Genomic DNA, 17,287 nt, shown 5'->3' with positions numbered 1-17,287 from the left:
GCTCCTATTTTATTGCCTTGAGCGCAGAAATTACTGCTTCACACTCAGCTTGGGTGCCAATGGTGATTCGAATCATATTATTTTGGCCAATCGACTTGCTTTGATCGCGTAAGATAATCCCTTTATTCCATAAAGCATTAAAAACTTCCTTATTATCTTGGAACTTTACGCATAAATAGTTGGATGAACTTGGATAGACTTTTTCAACAACAGGTAATTGAGCGAGTAAGCCGGCAAATTTTTCTTTTTGTCTATTCAAATTGATCACATGCAACTTCATGGCATTAATGCCATCTTTACTCAGCGCTTGTGCCGCAATATCGGCCACGGGGGTAGCGAGTGGATAGGGGGCAATGACTTTTTGTAATGCATCAATCACCGGTTTATTCGCAATCGTAAAACCACAACGTAATCCCGCTAAAGCAAATGCCTTTGATAGTGTACGTAACACCACTAAATTAGAGTAGTTAGCAAGCCAACTCACCACCGTTGAGTTAGGGGAAAACTCAATATAAGCTTCATCAATCACCACTAAAGCACGATTGTTAGTAATATTGAGCAACGCCTTAATATCCTCAGGATCAATTAAGTTACCCGTTGGATTATTTGGTGAACAGACATAAATCAGTTTAACGCCATCAAGATGCTGCTCGATACCCTCAAGATCAAGCTGCCAATCGGCTTTGGTTGGGACTGTTTTGGTTTTTATGCCTAACGTTTCAGCACTCACTTGATACATGCCATAAGTTGGTGGGCAGTACAAAATGCTGTCTTTTTCAGGCTCGCAAAATGCACGCATTAATAATTCAATAGCTTCATCAGCGCCGCGGCTAACAATTAACTGATCGGGTTGTACACCTGCATATTGAGCATAACGCTGAATCACTTTTTCTGGTTGTGGCTCTGGGTAACGGTTTAAGGTTTGTTCGGTTAATTCAAAATGTGGGGCAACAGGGTATTCGTTGGCATTGAGCCACACATCACCATTACCACCAATCCGACGGGCGGATTGATAAGGCGTTAGTTTCTGAATATTTTTTCTGACTAATTTATTGATATCCATGTTATCCACCTATTTTTAACCCATTGAATTTAATGCCGCTAGGCGTAAAGTTACCGCGTGTTTATGGGCGGTGAGTTGTTCGGCTTCGGCCATAAGTTCGACAGCGTTTCCGATTGCTTTTAAGCCCTCTGGCGATAATTTTTGTACTGTCATTCTTTTTTGAAAATCAGCCAGCCCAAGGCTAGAATATGTTGCGGTATAGCCATATGTTGGCAGTACATGATTAGTCCCAGAAGCATAATCACCGACTGATTCAGGCGACCAATTGCCTAAAAATATTGAACCAGCACTGGTGATTTGTTCAACTAATTCATCCTCATTGGCTGTTTGAATAATTAAGTGTTCGGGACCATAACGATTGCTGATGTTAATGCACTGAGTTAAATCTTTCGTTACAATTAAGCGACTCTCTTTCAAGGCTTTTTCCGCAATCTCTTTGCGCGATAGTTGGGCAAGTTGCTTATCGACGGCGATTGATACCGCTTGCGCAATGACCTCGTCAGGGGTAAGCAGAATCACTTGCGAATCAGGGCCATGTTCGGCTTGTGATAATAGATCGGCAGCAATAAAATCAGGGTTTGCCGAACTATCAGCAATAACCAGCACCTCAGAAGGACCCGCAGGCATATCAATGGCGGCACCGTCAAGACGTTGACTTACTTGGCGTTTGGCTTCGGTAACGTAAGCATTGCCTGGACCAAAAATTTTAGCCACTTTAGGCACCGATTCAGTACCAAATGCCATAGCAGCAATCGCTTGAGCTCCACCAAGTTGATAAATCTCGGTAACGCCACAAAGTTCAGCTGCATATAATATTTCATCCGCAATCGGTGGCGGCGAACATAAAATCACTTTACGACAACCCGCAATTTTAGCTGGTATTGCCAGCATTAACACGGTTGATAATAAAGGGGCCGAACCACCCGGAATATACAGACCAACAGAATCGATTGGGCGAGTCACTTGCTGACATTTTATACCCGGCATTGTTTCAACTATAATGGCTTGTTTTACTTGTGCTTGGTGGAATTTTTCGATATTAGAAACAGCAAGTTGCATAGCTTGTTTCAATTCAGGATTAACTCGGCAAGTTGCAGCTTTAATTTGATCTTGAGTTAATTTAATTTGCGTGATCTGGACTTTATCGAACTTGTTACTAAGCGCTTTTAATGCTTCATCGCCATTTTGTTTAACTTGAGCCAAAATATCTGTTACTGATTTGCTAATCGAATCAGAGGCCGTGATAGCAGGGCGTGTTAATAGCGCTATTTGTTGTTCATTTGTACATTGTTGCCAATAAGAGAGTTTCATATTATTACTCCATCATTTTTTCAATTGGTAAGACCAGAATTGAGCTGGCGCCTAATGCTTTTAGTTTTTCCATAGTTTCCCAAAAGAGTGATTCACTGCTCACCATATGTAGCGCCACACGATTTTGTTCACCGGTTAAAGGTAAAATAGTTGGATTTTCTGCCCCTGGAAGCAGGGCAACTACATCTTCTAAAACGGCGGTTGGGGCGTGTAGCATAATATATTTGGATCCACGTGCTTGAATGACACCTTGAATTCGAGTCATGATTTTATCAATCAGCTCTTGTTTTACTGGTGGCATTTCGCCTTGGCGCTGGATTAAACAGGCTTTTGATTTATAGATAACTTCGATCTCTTTAAGACCGTTTGCTTCAAGTGTTGCGCCACTTGAAACCAAATCACAAATCACATCGGCAAGTCCTGCGCGCGGTGCAACTTCGACCGAACCATTAAGCAAACAGGTTTTAAAGGTAACATTATATTGTGCAAGATAACGGCGTAGCAGGTGAGGATAAGTGGTGGCAATACGCAAATCATTTAAACATTCTGGTCCTGTATACTCAAAATCACGAGGTGCTGCGATCGATAAACGACAACCACCAAAATCTAAACTGCGTAATTTTTTGAATTGTGGATCTTCGCCTTCGGCTTGCCGGTCTAATACTTCTTCTTCTAATACATTCTCGCCGACAATCCCAATATCGACAACGCCATCAATCACCAGACCGGGAATGTCATCATCTCGAACTCGCAAGATATCGATGGGCATATTTTCGGCAAAAGCAATTAACCGTTGTTCTTGTAGATTAATCTTAATGCCACATTGTGCCAGTAATTTTTTTGACTCATCACTTAAACGACCTGATTTTTGCATCGCAATGCGTAAACGCGAATTATCCAACATATCTTTCTCCAAAGTTATCTAAAAATTTATAAACCACAAACAAAAAACCCTCGGAAGTTTGATCTTCCGAGGGTTCTCTGCTTGCTTTTGCGATATCACCGGAAGATCAACGTCTTCCAGCACCAATCGCCCGAAGACTATTCAGGAATGATGGTGATGATGATGTTTAGTCACAAAAACGCAAAAACAAATCATAAAATAAAAACCTTTAACTGAGTTAATAATTAAATCTATTGAACAAAATATAACAGAAATTGCCTACTCGCAACTTTTTTTTTCGATTTTAAATAATTATTTAATAACCAGTAGATGCGATTTATGTCAATTAGACAATTTGTTTTAATTGATGATTAACTTTATGACGACAATAAAACTCAATTTTTTTAGAAACAGATTTAAGTGAGGTTCATTAAAGTAACTTTTTATAAAGTAACAATCATAGCCTGTAATTTTATAAAACTCGATAACTACAGTGTAACTATCCCCTAAAATAGTACAGCAAAAAAGTAGAAAATTCTCTATGATAAAAGTAAAGGGGATTTAATTATGAAAAAAATGACTGAACATCAGATCGTCGCTTTTTTAAAAGAAGCTGAAGCGGGTATTCCTGTCAAGGAGCTCTGTCGTAAATATGGCATGGGTAATTCAACTTTCTATAAATGGCGGGAAAAATACGGCGGAATGGAAACTTCGGACATCAAACGCTTAAAGGAGCTGGAGGCTGAAAACCGTAAGCTTAAACAGATGTTTGCCGAACTGAGCTTAAAATCCCAGCTTCAGGAAGAAATTATAAAAAAGCTTTAGTGCCCACAAAGGCACGTAAAACGTGGGCACAGCAACTACAACAAAATCATTCAGTTACTATTGCTATGAGTTGTGCCATTGTTGGCTTAAGCCGTTGTGCTTATTATTATCAAGCTAAGTTACTGGATGATTCGGTGATTGTTTCGGTGTTGAATGCTATCACAGACCGGCATTTACGCTGGGGCTTTCCTAAATGCTTTAATCGCATCAGAAAGCTCGGCTATAAATGGAATCATAAACGGGTGTATTGTGAATTAAAGCTTAATCTGAGGGTAAAGCGTAAACAACGCATTCCTCCACGATGCCCGGAAAGGTTATTAGTACCCAATAAACAAGGTGAATGTTGGTCAATGGATTTTATGAGTGATAGTAGTGGTAATCAACGTCGCTTTAGGACATTCAATGTCATCGATGACTTTAATCGTGAGGCGCTAGGCATTGATATTGCAGTAAGCTTACCGGCAGGGAGAGTTACCCGTTACTTAGATAAACTGGCTGAATATCATGGCTATCCATTAAAAATACGAGTCGATAATGGACCAGAATTTACAGGAAAAACCTTTATAAACTGGGCTAAATCCCATGATATAACCATTGATTATATCCAGCCCGGTAGCCCTTATCAAAATGGCTATATTGAACGATTTAATCGTACCTATCGTACTGAAGTACTCGATTTATATCTTTTTAACAACTTAGCACAAGCAAGGAGAATAACCGAAGAATGGTTAACGATTTATAATACCGAAAGACCGCATGAGGCGTTAAATAACATGACACCGATTGAGTATAAAACACTAAAACAAGCAGCATGATTTTCTACGTGAGTTGTGTACTAGGTTTGGGGTATTTACACAAGCTTGTTGTAATTTTCGGTTTTTATCAGTATTCGCTTTTGATGGCTTCAAATGTTGTTTGCGTCAATGTATTATCATACTAACCTCATTTTTACTCATCGGAGTTAAATGCCTTGATATTCCTAAGTAGTGATATATAGCATAACTAAACTATAACGATAATATTCAATATATCAAATTTTATCCTAGTGCCAATTTTTTTGCTAAAGAAGCTAAAGAAAGAGTTTGCACCGAAATTTATTCAAGTCTATTGTCAATATAAATAATTGGCACGAATATGAGAATTATTTAATTTTAATAATTGCTTGATATTCATTTTTTGTGCGTTCATAGTATAGCTCCTGTCCTTTTCATTAGTATCGGACTTCGTTTCATGAAATCTTGTCAAGTTAAACTTAACATTCGATAAAGGTTTAATATTGAAATTAAATTTTTTCACACATGGAACAAATTCATACAATGTTGTTTTTTGTTGTAAGCTGATAAATCAAAAATACCCCGATAAAAGTAACAATAAAATCAATATGATACCTAACTAGTTTTTGATGATTTTTCTGGAATCTCTAAAGGCTAAGTTTTGTCGAGAGAGTTAATTGACATAGACATTTGCAGGAACATAATGAGCCTTGGACGTACAGGGATGTGCGTTCCAAGGTGATTCGTTAAATGCCAATTAGTAAAGGATAGGAATCACGCAGTGATCAAAATTCCTGTGATGAAAGAGGTTTTTAGTGGATTTTGAACTGCCCACCAAAAGTTAAACATTCGAACCCTAAACGTTCCCAAATTATTTCTATAAAATAAAAAATATTGAATAATTTCAATATTTCCCTAAAGCTTAATTTACCGCAATATTTACATTTTTTACCAAAAATCCCCCTAAAAAACTAGCCAAGCTTTAATGATTTTATTGAAAAGGTATCTCAATTTTGACAATCCCCAAGAGTCAATACTGTTATTAATCTGGCATCAAAATGTGCCGACAACTGATCAGGGAGGGTATAACAGTTATAACGATTAATAATTGCTTAAGTAGTTAAAATAGTGATAATGGCTTTCACTGTTTTAAGTTTTTGATTCAGTAACTAAGCAAGCTCTTGCAAGATTGTTTAACATCTGACTACGTTAATAAAAAACCGTTCTCAATGGAACGGTTTTTTATTGATTGGTATCAATTAAATTTACTTATTAACCCTTGTATTTTTTCATGACAATTGAGGCATTTGTACCACCAAAACCAAAGCTATTTGACATGACTGTGGTAAGTTCACGCTCGGTTGGTTCGGTAATAATGTTCATGCCAATTGCTGCATCATCAAGTTCATCAATGTTAATGCTTGGTGTAATAAAACCATGTTCTAACATTAATAATGAATAAATAAGCTCTTGTGCACCAGTTGCACTTAATGAGTGACCTGTCATTGATTTGGTTGATGAAATCGCTGGAATGTTATCACCAAATACTTGTTTGATTGCCCATAACTCTTTGACATCACCCACTGGGGTTGATGTGCCGTGGGTGTTGATGTAATCAACCGGAACATCTAAATCTTGAATAGCAAGTTGCATACAACGCATTGCACCTTCGCCTGATGGGGCAACCATATCATGCCCATCTGATGTTGCACCATAGCCAACAAGTTCACCATAAATATGAGCACCGCGCGCAAGGGCATGTTCTAATTCTTCAACAACAACCATGCCCGCACCACCTGCAATAACAAAACCATCACGATTTTTATCATAAGCGCGTGATGCTTTTTCTGGGTTGTCGTTATATTTGGTTGATAAAGCACCCATGGCGTCGAATTCGCATGACATTTCCCAGCACAGTTCTTCACCACCACCGGCAAAAACGATATCTTGCTTGCCAAGTTGAATCAGTTCTGCAGCGTGACCAATACAGTGAACTGATGTTGCACAAGCAGATGTCATTGAATAGCTAATCCCTTTGATTTTAAATGGGGTTGCTAAACAAGCCGAAATCGCCGATGACATTGATTTGGTTACAGCATAAGGACCAACACCACGTAGGCCTTTTTCTTTCATGCCAGCAACGACATTGTATTGTGTTTTGGTTGAGCCACCATAACCAGCAATTAAACCAGTGCGAGGGTTAGAGACTTGTTCTGGAGTCAATTTTGCGTCTTCAATGGCTTGTTGTAAAGCTAGATAACCATAAATAGAAGCGTCATTCATGAAGCGAACAACTTTGCGATCAATCAGTCCTGTCGTGTCGAGCTTGACATTCCCGCATACATGGCTACGCATTCCGCTATCTTTCATTTCTTGGGAAAAGGTAATACCGCTACGACCGATTTTTAGTGATTCTAAAACTTCTTTAGTATTATTCCCAATACTTGAAAGAATTCCTAACCCTGTAATAACAACACGTTTCATTTACTATTTAGCTCCTAAGTTATCTGGCTTCATACAAAAAAGTGCGTTGATTATAGCGTACACTTGTAAGCTGAACAATACCTTGCCGTGTTTTTTATTTTGATCTTCTGATATTGATTTGATTATTTATATAAATAAAGCAATTAAATCAATTATAACCTCATAAAAAGTTGCTAAAAGCGGTATCGATGATGGTTGTTTTAGTCTGTAATATTTGCTTGCAAAGCTTTATATGATTGCTGTAAACTGTATAAATAAACAGTGTTTTTGGTGAGTTAAATATGTCCGAAAAAATGATAACCAAACTTGAGATATTAGCCGAATCAGCAAAATATGATATTTCTTGTTCGTCAAGTGGTGCATCACGAAGTAATAAAGCTAAAGGTATCGGTAATGCACATAAATCTGGTATTTGCCATACCTTTACTGCCGATGGAAGATGTGTTTCGTTACTTAAAATTATGCTGACAAATTATTGCATGTTTGATTGCGCTTATTGTATTAACCGACAAAGTAATGATATTCCAAGAGCAGGCTTTACCCCGCGCGAGCTGGCCAATTTGACCATTGAATTTTATCGCCGTAATTATATCGAAGGCTTATTTATCAGTTCGGGGATTGTTCGAAGCCCAGATCACACCATGGAAAGAATGATTAGAGTGGTAAAGATTTTACGTGATGAGCATGGCTTTAATGGCTATATACATATGAAAGCGATCCCTGGTGCGAGTAATGATCTAATTAATCAAGCTGGCTTATTAGTTGATAGGATGAGTGTCAATTTAGAAATTCCAACCGAAGAAAACCTTAAATTACTTGCGCCTGATAAAGATCATCAAAGTATCTATCAACCTATGCGCCAAATTCATCAAAATGTGTTAGAAAATATTGAAGATCGCAAAAAATTTCGATCCACACCCAAATTTGTACCTGCTGGGCAAAGTACTCAAGTTATTATTGGTGCGACAGATGAGTCGGATAAGCAAATTTTGCAATTAACCGCCAAACTTTATAAACGACCAACTATGAAGCGAGTTTATTATTCGGGATTTATTCCGGTAAATGGCTACGATAGACGGCTGCCTGTTGTGCAAGAAGTACCAAGAGTGCGCGAAAACCGTTTATATCAAGCCGATTGGTTATTGCGTTTTTATGATTTTAATGTCGATGAAATAGTTAACGATCAATATCCAGATCTGGATTTAACGGTCGATCCCAAATTGGCTTGGGCAATCCGCAATCCGCAGTTTTTTCCGGTTGATGTTAATCGTGATAGTTATCAAAAAATATTACGAGTGCCAGGCATTGGAGTTAAGTCTGCCAAGTTAATTGTGATGGCAAGGCGTCATCGAAAGCTTACTCTTGACGCGCTTAAACGCATTGGCGTTGTTTTAAAACGTGCACAATTTTTTGTTGTTTGTCATGAGATGAAAAAATTCAAATTACTCAATTCATCGGCCGAATATATCCGACTTACGTTGCAAGATCCGCCTTTGCTAGAAGATAAACAGACAAATATTCCACAGCAATTAGTGATGGGTTGGTAAAACATGTTAGCGTTTTATTATGATAAGAGCTTTGAAAGCTTGCTTTGTGCTGTGTTTGATGCTTTTAAATTCAAAAAAATGCCTGAATGCTTATTAACCACAGGGCAGGTCGAACCGTTGTTAGTGTCTGATAGGCATCATGTCGAATTTTGCGATGTAAAATATGAACGAGTACGCGTAGCATTAATTAACAAGATTAGCAAAGTTGCGCTTCGTCATTTGATGTATGTTTGGCTATCGGAATTGCCTGAAAGTGATTTAATCGTTTTTCGTTACATTTGTAAGGTATTTAAATCCTCTAAATCAATCGAAACTGATTTTGCCGATCAAGATGTGTTAACTGTGCATGATATTGCTAAAAAAGTGAGCCGAGAACGGCATCGTGTGATGCAATTTGTACGCTTTAATGCTATTAATAATCCTGTTAAAGGTGTTGTTGAGCGTAACGATAGGGATGATAAAATTTATTTTTCGATTATTGCACCTATTTATAATGTTTTGCCGTTGGTGCTTAAATTTTTTAAAGAGCGCTTTGCCGATCAAAAATGGGCAATATATGACGAAAAGCGTGAATATGGTTATATTTATAATTTACACAGTATTGAACCAGTTTCGCTTATTAATAAAGATGATTTGATTATCAACAGCCAAGTTAATCAACATTATCTAACCGAAGACGAAGCATTATTTCAAACCATGTGGTTACGCTATTGCAATGCGTTAACCATCAAAGAACGCATCAATCCTAAATTACAACGGCAACAAATGCCAAGCCGATTTTGGCATTATCTGCCAGAAATGAAACCAATATTGAAATAGATAGGCAAATAAAAGTGACTAATTAGCGTCATCATAAATAAAAGACCATAAATAAACCGCCAATTAATGGCGGTTTATTTATTAGCTCGATTTAACACAACAGCATAATTTAATTAAAGCTATTGTGAATCGATATCATTAATAACATCATTAATCGATTCTTCACGTTGCTTTTGCTTGCTTTCGTCCACTTTACCACCCGATGCTACAAAGTCATTACGTTGGAAGTAAGCGTTACGCATAAAGTTATAAGGGTCATCGCTATTTTTAATTAAATCTTCATACTCAATCGCCACTGCACGCGCTTCAATACCGTCAAATGCACCACGCACTAACGCCCACTGCCAATCTAACCAAACAAGCGGTGGATAAAGAGAGTCAACTACGCTACCACCTTCGTTTCTTAACGTTGCTGAACCATAAAACGGTAGCACAACATAAGGACCATAAGGCACTTCGTAATGACCTAAAACATCACCAAAACTCCGTTTGCCACCTTTTTGTAATTGAGGATCTGACATGCTAGCAACATCCATCAAACCCGCAAAACCGAAAACGGTATTTAAAAAGAATCGTGCTAAATGCGTGCCAGCTTTATGAACATCGCCTTGTAATAAGTTGTTCACCATTGAAGCGGGTTCAGAAAGGTTAGAGGAAAAGTTAACCACACCTGTACGAACAGGGGAAGGGACGTAATCTTTCCAAGCGACTGCCGTAGGACGCAAAATATAAGGATCAAGCGCATAGTAGTTAACATTAAACATGGTTTTGTTAAAGCCAGATAACGGATCACTATAGGAATTGTTTTCGGACTGATAAGAGGCGCAACCTGTGAGCGCCATTACCGAAAACATCATACCAACTATTCGTTTTTTCATAGTATCTTTGATTAAAAGTAATAAGGTTAAAGATGATGCGATTGTATCATGATTACTAAAAATAGAAAATTTTTCGTTATTTAAATGGCATTATCTTTTCAAATTTATTAGAATAAGTACTCCAATGACCTCATAGTTAAATGGATATAACAAGCCCCTCCTAAGGGCTAGTTGCAGGTTCGATTCCTGCTGGGGTCAAGATTAGTTAGAAGTGCACAATTAATTTTTATATATTGGTTTATAATGAGTTTTGATAAGTTGGATTAAAAACAATAAAGTCAAAATTCTACTCAACTATTTCTTAGTGGTTAAATTTACGCATTACTAAAAAATCTAAAATCCAGCTAACCCTTTTTTTATCAATAAATAAAAATAAATAAAAACAATAAATTAAAAGCAACCTATAAAAAAGGGTTTTGTAAAACAAAAATCCTATTTGCCTTTTGCGAAATGGGATTATAGTATATTGGCTTCACCTCCGTGTAGGCGGTTTAAGACCAGTTTTTACACTTTACTCGTTTATATCCTCGAAGTTATCCCTCAAATTATTATTGAAATCATTCTCAAAAATCCTATTGGCGTTGATTCTGTTATTATTGCCGTATTAATGGAATTTGCAGGCATTAACCAGTAAAAATGTCCGAGTGGTTAATCGTAGTGATGCAATAATATTACCACCATCACCTATTATCAAATTTGTCAGACCTAACCTGAATTACGGCAAAAATACACAAGTTGGACCTGCTGACATATGGCATCCAAACAAAGGATTTTTTACGCAATCAGTCAACCCTGAATCATACGCCCTCAATTTTCCGACCACGGGAGCTAATGGATTATATTTTGATTTAGACATAGAGGGGATTGATCCAATTGAATTGACATGGGAGCTAGTTACGCATGAGGGGATCACCGCTACTGTGACAAGGAAAACAACCAGTAGTTATTGGGATAGTTGGCTTGATGGTTCAGAAGATGTGGCGCGAGTTACCTTAACTGGTCCTAAACCAAACGACGATGACTATGACGTTCGGCACAGCCACCATCTAACTTATTCAGATCTAATTTATAAGCCAAATTTACCACAGACATTCGAGTTAGTGGGTAGAGATAGATAGGGTAATGAAGTCGTAACATATGGATTTGTATTACAGAAGTGGTTCTTGATCCGTAGCACCTCGGTAATGGTAGGAGTTGATGGGACTCCTACCCATACCGATTGGTATGATGATTTAGACTATCGACTTCCGCAAGTAAAAGACCTCACCAATGGGGTTTGTCGTAATAAAGCTCTAGATGAAGATGATTGTAATGGTGTCGTCGGGGCTACGCCGTCATCAAGGGTAATCATTACCAGAGCCGATAACAGGCAATTGAGCTCAAATTATTGATAGATTTAGAAGCAAATTTATACTGGTTTGTTTTTAAGCATTTAGAATGGTAAGGTGATTGGTTGTTTGAGAACAAAAAAATAATATAAAATCAATAAACTAATGGATGGTTTTTTTTAGGCTATTACCGATCTTTATCATTTTCGTTATTTACAGTTGTTTACAATCCTTATTCCAACCACTACACTAGCCCATGTTCTCAACGGGGTGCCCAGTAGGGCTGAGAATGTTAGATAGACTAACGTAACCCGTCGAACCTGAACTGGATCATGCCAGCGGAGGGATTTGAGTTATTGTACTTGCTCAAACCTTTTGTCTTTTTTGGCTATTTTGGAGGCAAAATGTTTTGTAAAAAATTGTTATTATTTTTGGTCTTTTCTATTCCTTTCATGGCAAATGCTGCTGATGTAAAGCCTACCTTAACGGTTTATAGTTATAACTCTTTTATTTCAGAGTGGGGGCCTGGGCAAGAGATTGAAAAGGGGTTTGAAGCGCAGTGCGATTGCCAACTTGAAATTGTTGCATTAGGCGATGGCGTAGCGGTTTTAAATCGAATTCGCCTTGAGGGTGATAGAACCAATGCCGATGTGATCTTAGGGTTAGACAATAACCTTTTAGATCAAGCCAAACAGGCGGGTATTGTTATTCCTCATCAAATTAGTAAGCCCAATAATTTAAATACCGATTGGTGGGATAGTGATTTTATGCCTTATGATTTTGGTTATTTTGCATTTATTTATAATCAACAAAAAATCAATCATCCACCACGGAGTATGCATGAGCTAGTTGATAATCAAGCCAACTGGAATATTATTTATGAAGATCCAAGAACCAGCACCCCAGGGTTAGGTTTATTATTTTGGGTGAAGAAGATATACGGTAATGATGCAGCATCTGCTTGGCAAAAAATAGCTAACAATACTGTGACTGTGACCAAAGGTTGGAGCGAATCTTATGGTTTATTTTTGAAAGGTGAGGCCGATTTTGTGCTTAGTTATAGCACTTCACCTGTTGCGCATATTATGAATGATAATGATCATCGTTATGCTGCGGCTATTTTTGATGAAGGCCATTACCGCCAAGTCGAAGTTGCGGGCATCACTAAGTACAGTCAGCAACCGGAGCTTGCACGTTCATTTTTGCGATATTTATTAACCCCTGAGGTACAGCGCCAATTTGCTGAAAAAAATTTCATGTATCCGATTATTAACATTCCATTACCCGAAGCTTTTCAGCAAATTAAGCCAGTCAATAAAGCACTTGAGTTTGATGCCAAGCAAGTTGAACAGAATCAAAAAGCGTGGGTACGTGAATGGAAATCCACCATTAGTAAGTAGTTTTATTTAGCCTAATGTTGAAATTAAGAACATTACTTCCTGGTTTTAGCGCTGCAAGCTTCATCTTAATTGTATTAGGCACAGCGCTATGTGCACTTTTCTTGGTCGCTATCCAGTCAAATAATTTAACTGTCTATTTTGATAGTTATTTAATGCATTTGATTTGGATAACAGTATTTCAAGCAACACTATCGACATTATTATCTATTTTATCGGCAATAGTAATGGCGAAAGCTTTATCAATGGTCAATTTTTGGGGTAAACGGTTATTGTTACGCATAATGCTTATTACCTTTATTTTACCCACACTCGTTGTTGTGACGGGGTTATTGTCTGTTTATGGGAAACATGGCTTATTGGCTGAGGTTTTCGATTATTTGGGATTGCCATTTATTACCTCTATTTATGGCTTGAAAGGTATATTACTTGCGCATGTGTTTCTTAATTTTCCGTATGCTTGTTGTTTATTTTACCAAACGTTAAATAACGTACCTGTCGCACACAAACAGTTAGCGACGCAGTTAAATTTTTCGAGTTTTACTTATTTTAAATTGGTTGAATGGCCACTACTACGTCGGCAATTGTTCCCGATGGCATCGCTTATTTTTATGCTTTGTTTTTCAAGTTTTGCCATAGTATTAACGCTTGGAGGTGGACCAAAATATTCCACAATTGAAGTGGCTATTTATCAATCTATTCGTGAGTTTGATTTGATGCAAGCTGTATTTTTAGCCTGTTTGCAGTTAGTTTGTTGCGTTAGTTTTATGCGGTTGATGCAAAAAACAAATTATAATAAAAGACTTAGTGTGAACTACGTTAGGCAAAATTATTGTGTGCCAGTTTCGTTTCACTTAGTGTTGTTGAGTATGGTGATTATTATTATTGGTGGGCTATTTATTGTTTTACCCATCATTACGATACTTATTGAAGGGATTTATTTTTTTAAATGGTCATTTTTAACGGCCACTTTTCAACATGCTGTTATGTTTTCGGTATTAATTGCTTTGGGATCGGCAATGATTGCTATGCTACTTGCTTTATTATTACTTTATACCAACAGCCGCCTATTGATTAATCAGCAAACACAGTGGAGCAATCGATTAATGTTGGTTGGATCGCTGATTTTAATTATTCCTAGTATGGCACTAGCGTCAGGTATGTTTTTAATGTTATTTCCGTACGCGTATAGTTCTGTGCTTGTGTGTGGCTTAATTATGTTGTGTAATGGTTTTATGGCATTGCCCTTTTTATTAAAAAATCTTGCAGCGCCAATGTATGATGTGACATCACGTTACTGGCAATTAAGTCAATCACTAAATATTGATGGTTTGTTGCATTTTTATTTGATCGAATACAAAGCGCTAAAAAAATTAATCATTCAGAGCTTTGCTTTTTCAGCCATATTATCGTTAGGTGATTTTGGTATTATTGCGTTATTTGGTGGGCAGTCAGTCATTACGTTACCCTACTATTTATATGAGCAAATATCGCATTATTATTATCAAGAAAGTACCGTAACTGCTGCATTATTGTTAATATTATCTTTTAGTTTGTTGGTTGTGATAGATTATGATCGAACTGAATCACATTAATTATCAATATGATAATTTTAAAGTACATTTTGATATTGAGATAGCAGCAAAAGAACGCGTCGTTATTGTTGGGCCTAGTGGTGCAGGTAAAAGTACTTTATTAAATTTAATTGCTGGATTTATTCATCCAAAATCGGGCGATATCATTCTTAATAAACAATACGCAAATAACTTACTTCCTGGCAAACGCCCTGTATCAATGTTGTTTCAAGATAACAATTTATTTAGTCACTTAACCGTTGAACAAAACATCGCTTTAGGGCTTAAACCATCATTAAAGTTAACGGTAACTGAGCAACAGACTATTTGTGACATTTTAATTCAAGTGGGACTGGATGGATTTGGCAAACGATATCCAGAACAGTTATCAGGTGGGCAACGGCAGCGAGTGGCACTTGCGCGTTGTTTAATTCAACATCGGCCTATTTTATTATTGGATGAGCCTTTTTCAGCGCTTGATCAAGCTCTACGTTATGAAATGTTAGCATTAGTTAATCAAATTTGTGATAAATTTAGTTTAACCTTAATGATGGTATCGCATTATCTTGATGATTCGCTCAGTTATTTTTCGCGTTGTTTGGTCGTGGATAATGGGCAGATTGTTTTTAACGGGATGCCAACAGAGTTAAAACAACCAGAAAATAATCGCATTGCGAAAATATTGGGTTTTAATTTTTAATAAAAAGTGAGATTTAAACACTAAATAAAGCGCTTTGTCTATTCGTCTGTAATGCTTTAAAAAACACCGATTAATCGAAGAAATCATGATTTAATTTGCAGACATGTTTATTAATACTGAGTTATTAATAGTTTTGATCTTTAAATTAAAAAGCTTAAAGTATAAGATTTTATTACCCTCTTAAACGTATATGATTTGCAATTGCCAATAATAACAGCGATTAATATTTACACAAAATATAAAGTACCATTTAAAACGATATATATGATGCCATTTATGCTTTGCAATCACCAATATGGAAGGCAACGCATCCGAATCATTATCAACATTATGTGGATCGCAAATTTAGTACGCAAGATTTGATTCACACATGGTCTGATTTAGCAGGGTTAAGCGATAACTTATATTTTTCTGAAAAAGCATTGTTAATCCTAATTATCATCAATCAACGCGCTCGATTGGTGACCCTTATGATAAAAATGGTTTAATTGATTTCGATAAATTGGCTAAGTAACCGCAAAGATTATTTACACAACAGTTTAAGTTATGGTATTGTATATTTATACAGTTGTATTTTAAGTGTTGTAAAACCGTTTATGCGAAAAATTATTCATGTGGATATGGATTGTTTTTATGCCGCCGTTGAAATGAGAGACAATCCCCGTTATCGCAATCTGCCTATTGCGGTGGGGGGCGATCCGCGTAAACGCGGTGTGGTTGCTACTGCCAATTATTTAGCTCGTCAATATGGTATACACAGTGCTATGTCAATGGCACAAGCTATTAAACTGTGCCCTAATCTTAAAATTATACCCGGTAGGCATGCGGTATATAAAGAAGTGTCAAAACAGATCCACCAAATTTTTAGGCGCTATACTGAATCTATCGAGGCACTATCGCTCGACGAGGCTTACCTTGATGTGACTGATTGCAAGCTCTGCTATGGATCTGCTACCTTAATTGCTCAAGATATCCGTCACGCTATTTACAACGAACTTGAATTAACGGCATCAGCGGGTGTTGCTCCCCTTAAGTTTCTTGCCAAAATAGCTTCAGATATGAACAAACCTAATGGTCAATATGTGATAACACCCGATGAAGTCGATAGCTTTATTGAGCGGCTTCCCCTAAAAAAAATTCCGGGAGTGGGTAAAGTCACTGAAAAAAAACTCGCCCAATTAGGGCTGTTTACATGTAACGATGTCGTTAATTATGATGTGACTAAATTGCTTAACCAATTTGGGAAATTTGGGCGAATATTGCATGAACGATGTCAAGGTATTGATGATCGCGAAGTGTGTAACGACAGGCAACGTAAGTCGGTTGGGGTCGAGCGCACCTTAACAGATGATATTCATAGTTGGGATGAATGTTTATTGCAGTTTGAACCATTATTTGAAGAAATGGAAAAACGATTAAGTAAAGTGCGTGCTGACCTGTCGATTGCTCGGCAAGGTGTCAAATTTAAATTTGACGATTTTCAGCTGACAACACAAGAGCATGTATGGTCTAAATTAGATAAAGCCGATTTGATTGAACAAGCACATAAAGTTTGGTTAGAACGGCGTAATGGTCGCGGTGTTCGGTTAATTGGTTTTCATGTAACGTTAATTGATCCACAAGTTGAAAAACAGTTAATTTTTCCGTTTTAGGTCTTTTTCGTCATAAAAAATGAGGATGCAGGCAAAACCTAAACGCATCCTCT

Annotated in this window: 14 protein-coding genes, 1 tRNA gene, 1 riboswitch and 1 other annotated feature; of the genes, 10 read left to right on the top strand and 5 right to left on the bottom strand. The window is 37.3% G+C overall.

Annotation, left to right across the window (positions count from 1 at the left end; all coding sequences use genetic code 11):
• Positions 1–4 precede the first annotated feature (4 nt).
• The 3 genes from hisC to hisG are packed head-to-tail and all read right to left on the bottom strand — an operon-like array spanning position 5 to position 3,278.
• Positions 5–1,063 (bottom strand): histidinol-phosphate transaminase, encoded by a 1,059-nt coding sequence (gene hisC, locus GYY69_RS07860; protein ID WP_174797176.1) that lies wholly within the window; start codon positions 1,061–1,063, stop codon positions 5–7.
• A 15-nt stretch (positions 1,064–1,078) separates the two neighbouring features.
• On the bottom strand, positions 1,079–2,374 hold the full coding sequence (gene hisD, locus GYY69_RS07855) for a histidinol dehydrogenase (protein ID WP_174797175.1): 1,296 nt from the start codon (positions 2,372–2,374) through the stop codon (positions 1,079–1,081).
• Between the two features lie 4 nt (positions 2,375–2,378).
• Positions 2,379–3,278 carry an ATP phosphoribosyltransferase gene (hisG, locus tag GYY69_RS07850; RefSeq protein WP_174797174.1) on the bottom strand — a complete coding sequence of 300 codons (900 nt, stop codon included), beginning with the start codon at positions 3,276–3,278 and terminating at the stop codon, positions 2,379–2,381.
• A 38-nt stretch (positions 3,279–3,316) separates the two neighbouring features.
• Positions 3,317–3,441 (bottom strand) — a sequence feature (His leader region).
• Positions 3,442–3,824: 383 nt separating this feature from the next.
• On the opposite strand from hisG, the gene GYY69_RS07845 reads away from it, so the two are divergent.
• Positions 3,825–4,897 (top strand): IS3 family transposase gene (locus GYY69_RS07845; RefSeq protein ID WP_446718891.1). Its coding sequence is split into 2 segments (ribosomal slippage): positions 3,825–4,065 and positions 4,065–4,897, totalling 1,074 coding nucleotides; the frame shifts between segments, so codons are not numbered across the junction.
• A 1,230-nt stretch (positions 4,898–6,127) separates the two neighbouring features.
• Here the strand turns inward: GYY69_RS07845 and fabB are convergent.
• Positions 6,128–7,339, bottom strand: a complete 1,212-nt coding sequence (fabB, locus tag GYY69_RS07840; protein ID WP_174797173.1) for a beta-ketoacyl-ACP synthase I — start codon at positions 7,337–7,339, stop codon at positions 6,128–6,130.
• Positions 7,340–7,620: 281 nt separating this feature from the next.
• Between fabB and GYY69_RS07835 the strand changes: the two genes are divergently transcribed.
• Both GYY69_RS07835 and GYY69_RS07830 read left to right on the top strand, forming a co-directional pair.
• Positions 7,621–8,886 (top strand): putative DNA modification/repair radical SAM protein, encoded by a 1,266-nt coding sequence (locus tag GYY69_RS07835; RefSeq protein ID WP_174797172.1) that lies wholly within the window; start codon positions 7,621–7,623, stop codon positions 8,884–8,886.
• A gap of 3 nt (positions 8,887–8,889) precedes the next feature.
• Positions 8,890–9,705, top strand: a complete 816-nt coding sequence (locus GYY69_RS07830; RefSeq protein ID WP_174797171.1) for a TIGR03915 family putative DNA repair protein — start codon at positions 8,890–8,892, stop codon at positions 9,703–9,705.
• Positions 9,706–9,824: 119 nt separating this feature from the next.
• Here GYY69_RS07830 and GYY69_RS07825 read toward each other — a convergent pair whose 3' ends face one another.
• Positions 9,825–10,583: an MlaA family lipoprotein gene (locus GYY69_RS07825; protein ID WP_174797170.1), complete on the bottom strand. Its 759-nt coding sequence runs from the start codon at positions 10,581–10,583 to the stop codon at positions 9,825–9,827.
• A 126-nt stretch (positions 10,584–10,709) separates the two neighbouring features.
• Here GYY69_RS07825 and GYY69_RS07820 point away from each other — a divergent pair.
• From GYY69_RS07820 to dinB, 7 genes are all read left to right on the top strand, one after another.
• Positions 10,710–10,781 (top strand) — tRNA-Arg (locus GYY69_RS07820).
• A 416-nt stretch (positions 10,782–11,197) separates the two neighbouring features.
• On the top strand, positions 11,198–11,701 hold the full coding sequence (locus GYY69_RS07815) for a hypothetical protein (RefSeq protein WP_174797169.1): 504 nt from the start codon (positions 11,198–11,200) through the stop codon (positions 11,699–11,701).
• A gap of 66 nt (positions 11,702–11,767) precedes the next feature.
• Positions 11,768–11,974, top strand: coding sequence for a hypothetical protein (locus GYY69_RS07810; protein WP_174797168.1), 207 nt, complete (start codon positions 11,768–11,770; stop codon positions 11,972–11,974).
• Positions 11,975–12,167: 193 nt separating this feature from the next.
• Positions 12,168–12,276, top strand: a riboswitch (TPP riboswitch).
• 39 nt (positions 12,277–12,315) lie between these two features.
• Positions 12,316–13,311: a thiamine ABC transporter substrate binding subunit gene (thiB, locus tag GYY69_RS07805; protein WP_174797167.1), complete on the top strand. Its 996-nt coding sequence runs from the start codon at positions 12,316–12,318 to the stop codon at positions 13,309–13,311.
• Positions 13,312–13,325: 14 nt separating this feature from the next.
• The gene (thiP, locus tag GYY69_RS07800; protein ID WP_174797166.1) at positions 13,326–14,903 is read left to right on the top strand and encodes a thiamine/thiamine pyrophosphate ABC transporter permease; all 1,578 of its coding nucleotides are present in this window, start codon (positions 13,326–13,328) and stop codon (positions 14,901–14,903) included.
• Positions 14,881–15,582, top strand: coding sequence for a thiamine ABC transporter ATP-binding protein ThiQ (gene thiQ, locus GYY69_RS07795; RefSeq protein ID WP_174797165.1), 702 nt, complete (start codon positions 14,881–14,883; stop codon positions 15,580–15,582). The genes thiP and thiQ overlap by 23 nt, the downstream gene beginning before the upstream one ends.
• Positions 15,583–16,178: 596 nt before the next feature.
• Positions 16,179–17,234, top strand: coding sequence for a DNA polymerase IV (gene dinB, locus GYY69_RS07790; protein ID WP_174797164.1), 1,056 nt, complete (start codon positions 16,179–16,181; stop codon positions 17,232–17,234).
• Positions 17,235–17,287 lie beyond the last annotated feature (53 nt).

The sequence above is a fragment of the Gilliamella sp. ESL0250 genome (genome assembly GCF_013345045.1).
In the GTDB taxonomy this organism is placed as follows: Bacteria; Pseudomonadota; Gammaproteobacteria; order Enterobacterales; family Orbaceae; genus Gilliamella; species Gilliamella apicola_H.
This window is presented reverse-complemented; position numbering and strand designations above follow the sequence as displayed.

Excerpts from the sequence above, each read along its gene's own strand:
- hisC (WP_174797176.1), bottom strand. The coding sequence starts at position 1,063 with ATGGATATCAATAAATTAGTCAGAAAAAATATTCAGAAACTAACGCCT.
- hisD (WP_174797175.1), bottom strand. The coding sequence starts at position 2,374 with ATGAAACTCTCTTATTGGCAACAATGTACAAATGAACAACAAATAGCG.
- hisG (WP_174797174.1), bottom strand. The coding sequence starts at position 3,278 with ATGTTGGATAATTCGCGTTTACGCATTGCGATGCAAAAATCAGGTCGT.
- fabB (WP_174797173.1), bottom strand. The coding sequence starts at position 7,339 with ATGAAACGTGTTGTTATTACAGGGTTAGGAATTCTTTCAAGTATTGGG.
- GYY69_RS07835 (WP_174797172.1), top strand. The coding sequence starts at position 7,621 with ATGTCCGAAAAAATGATAACCAAACTTGAGATATTAGCCGAATCAGCA.
- GYY69_RS07830 (WP_174797171.1), top strand. The coding sequence starts at position 8,890 with ATGTTAGCGTTTTATTATGATAAGAGCTTTGAAAGCTTGCTTTGTGCT.
- GYY69_RS07825 (WP_174797170.1), bottom strand. The coding sequence starts at position 10,583 with ATGAAAAAACGAATAGTTGGTATGATGTTTTCGGTAATGGCGCTCACA.
- GYY69_RS07810 (WP_174797168.1), top strand. The coding sequence starts at position 11,768 with ATGGTAGGAGTTGATGGGACTCCTACCCATACCGATTGGTATGATGAT.
- thiB (WP_174797167.1), top strand. The coding sequence starts at position 12,316 with ATGTTTTGTAAAAAATTGTTATTATTTTTGGTCTTTTCTATTCCTTTC.
- thiP (WP_174797166.1), top strand. The coding sequence starts at position 13,326 with ATGTTGAAATTAAGAACATTACTTCCTGGTTTTAGCGCTGCAAGCTTC.
- thiQ (WP_174797165.1), top strand. The coding sequence starts at position 14,881 with ATGATCGAACTGAATCACATTAATTATCAATATGATAATTTTAAAGTA.
- dinB (WP_174797164.1), top strand. The coding sequence starts at position 16,179 with ATGCGAAAAATTATTCATGTGGATATGGATTGTTTTTATGCCGCCGTT.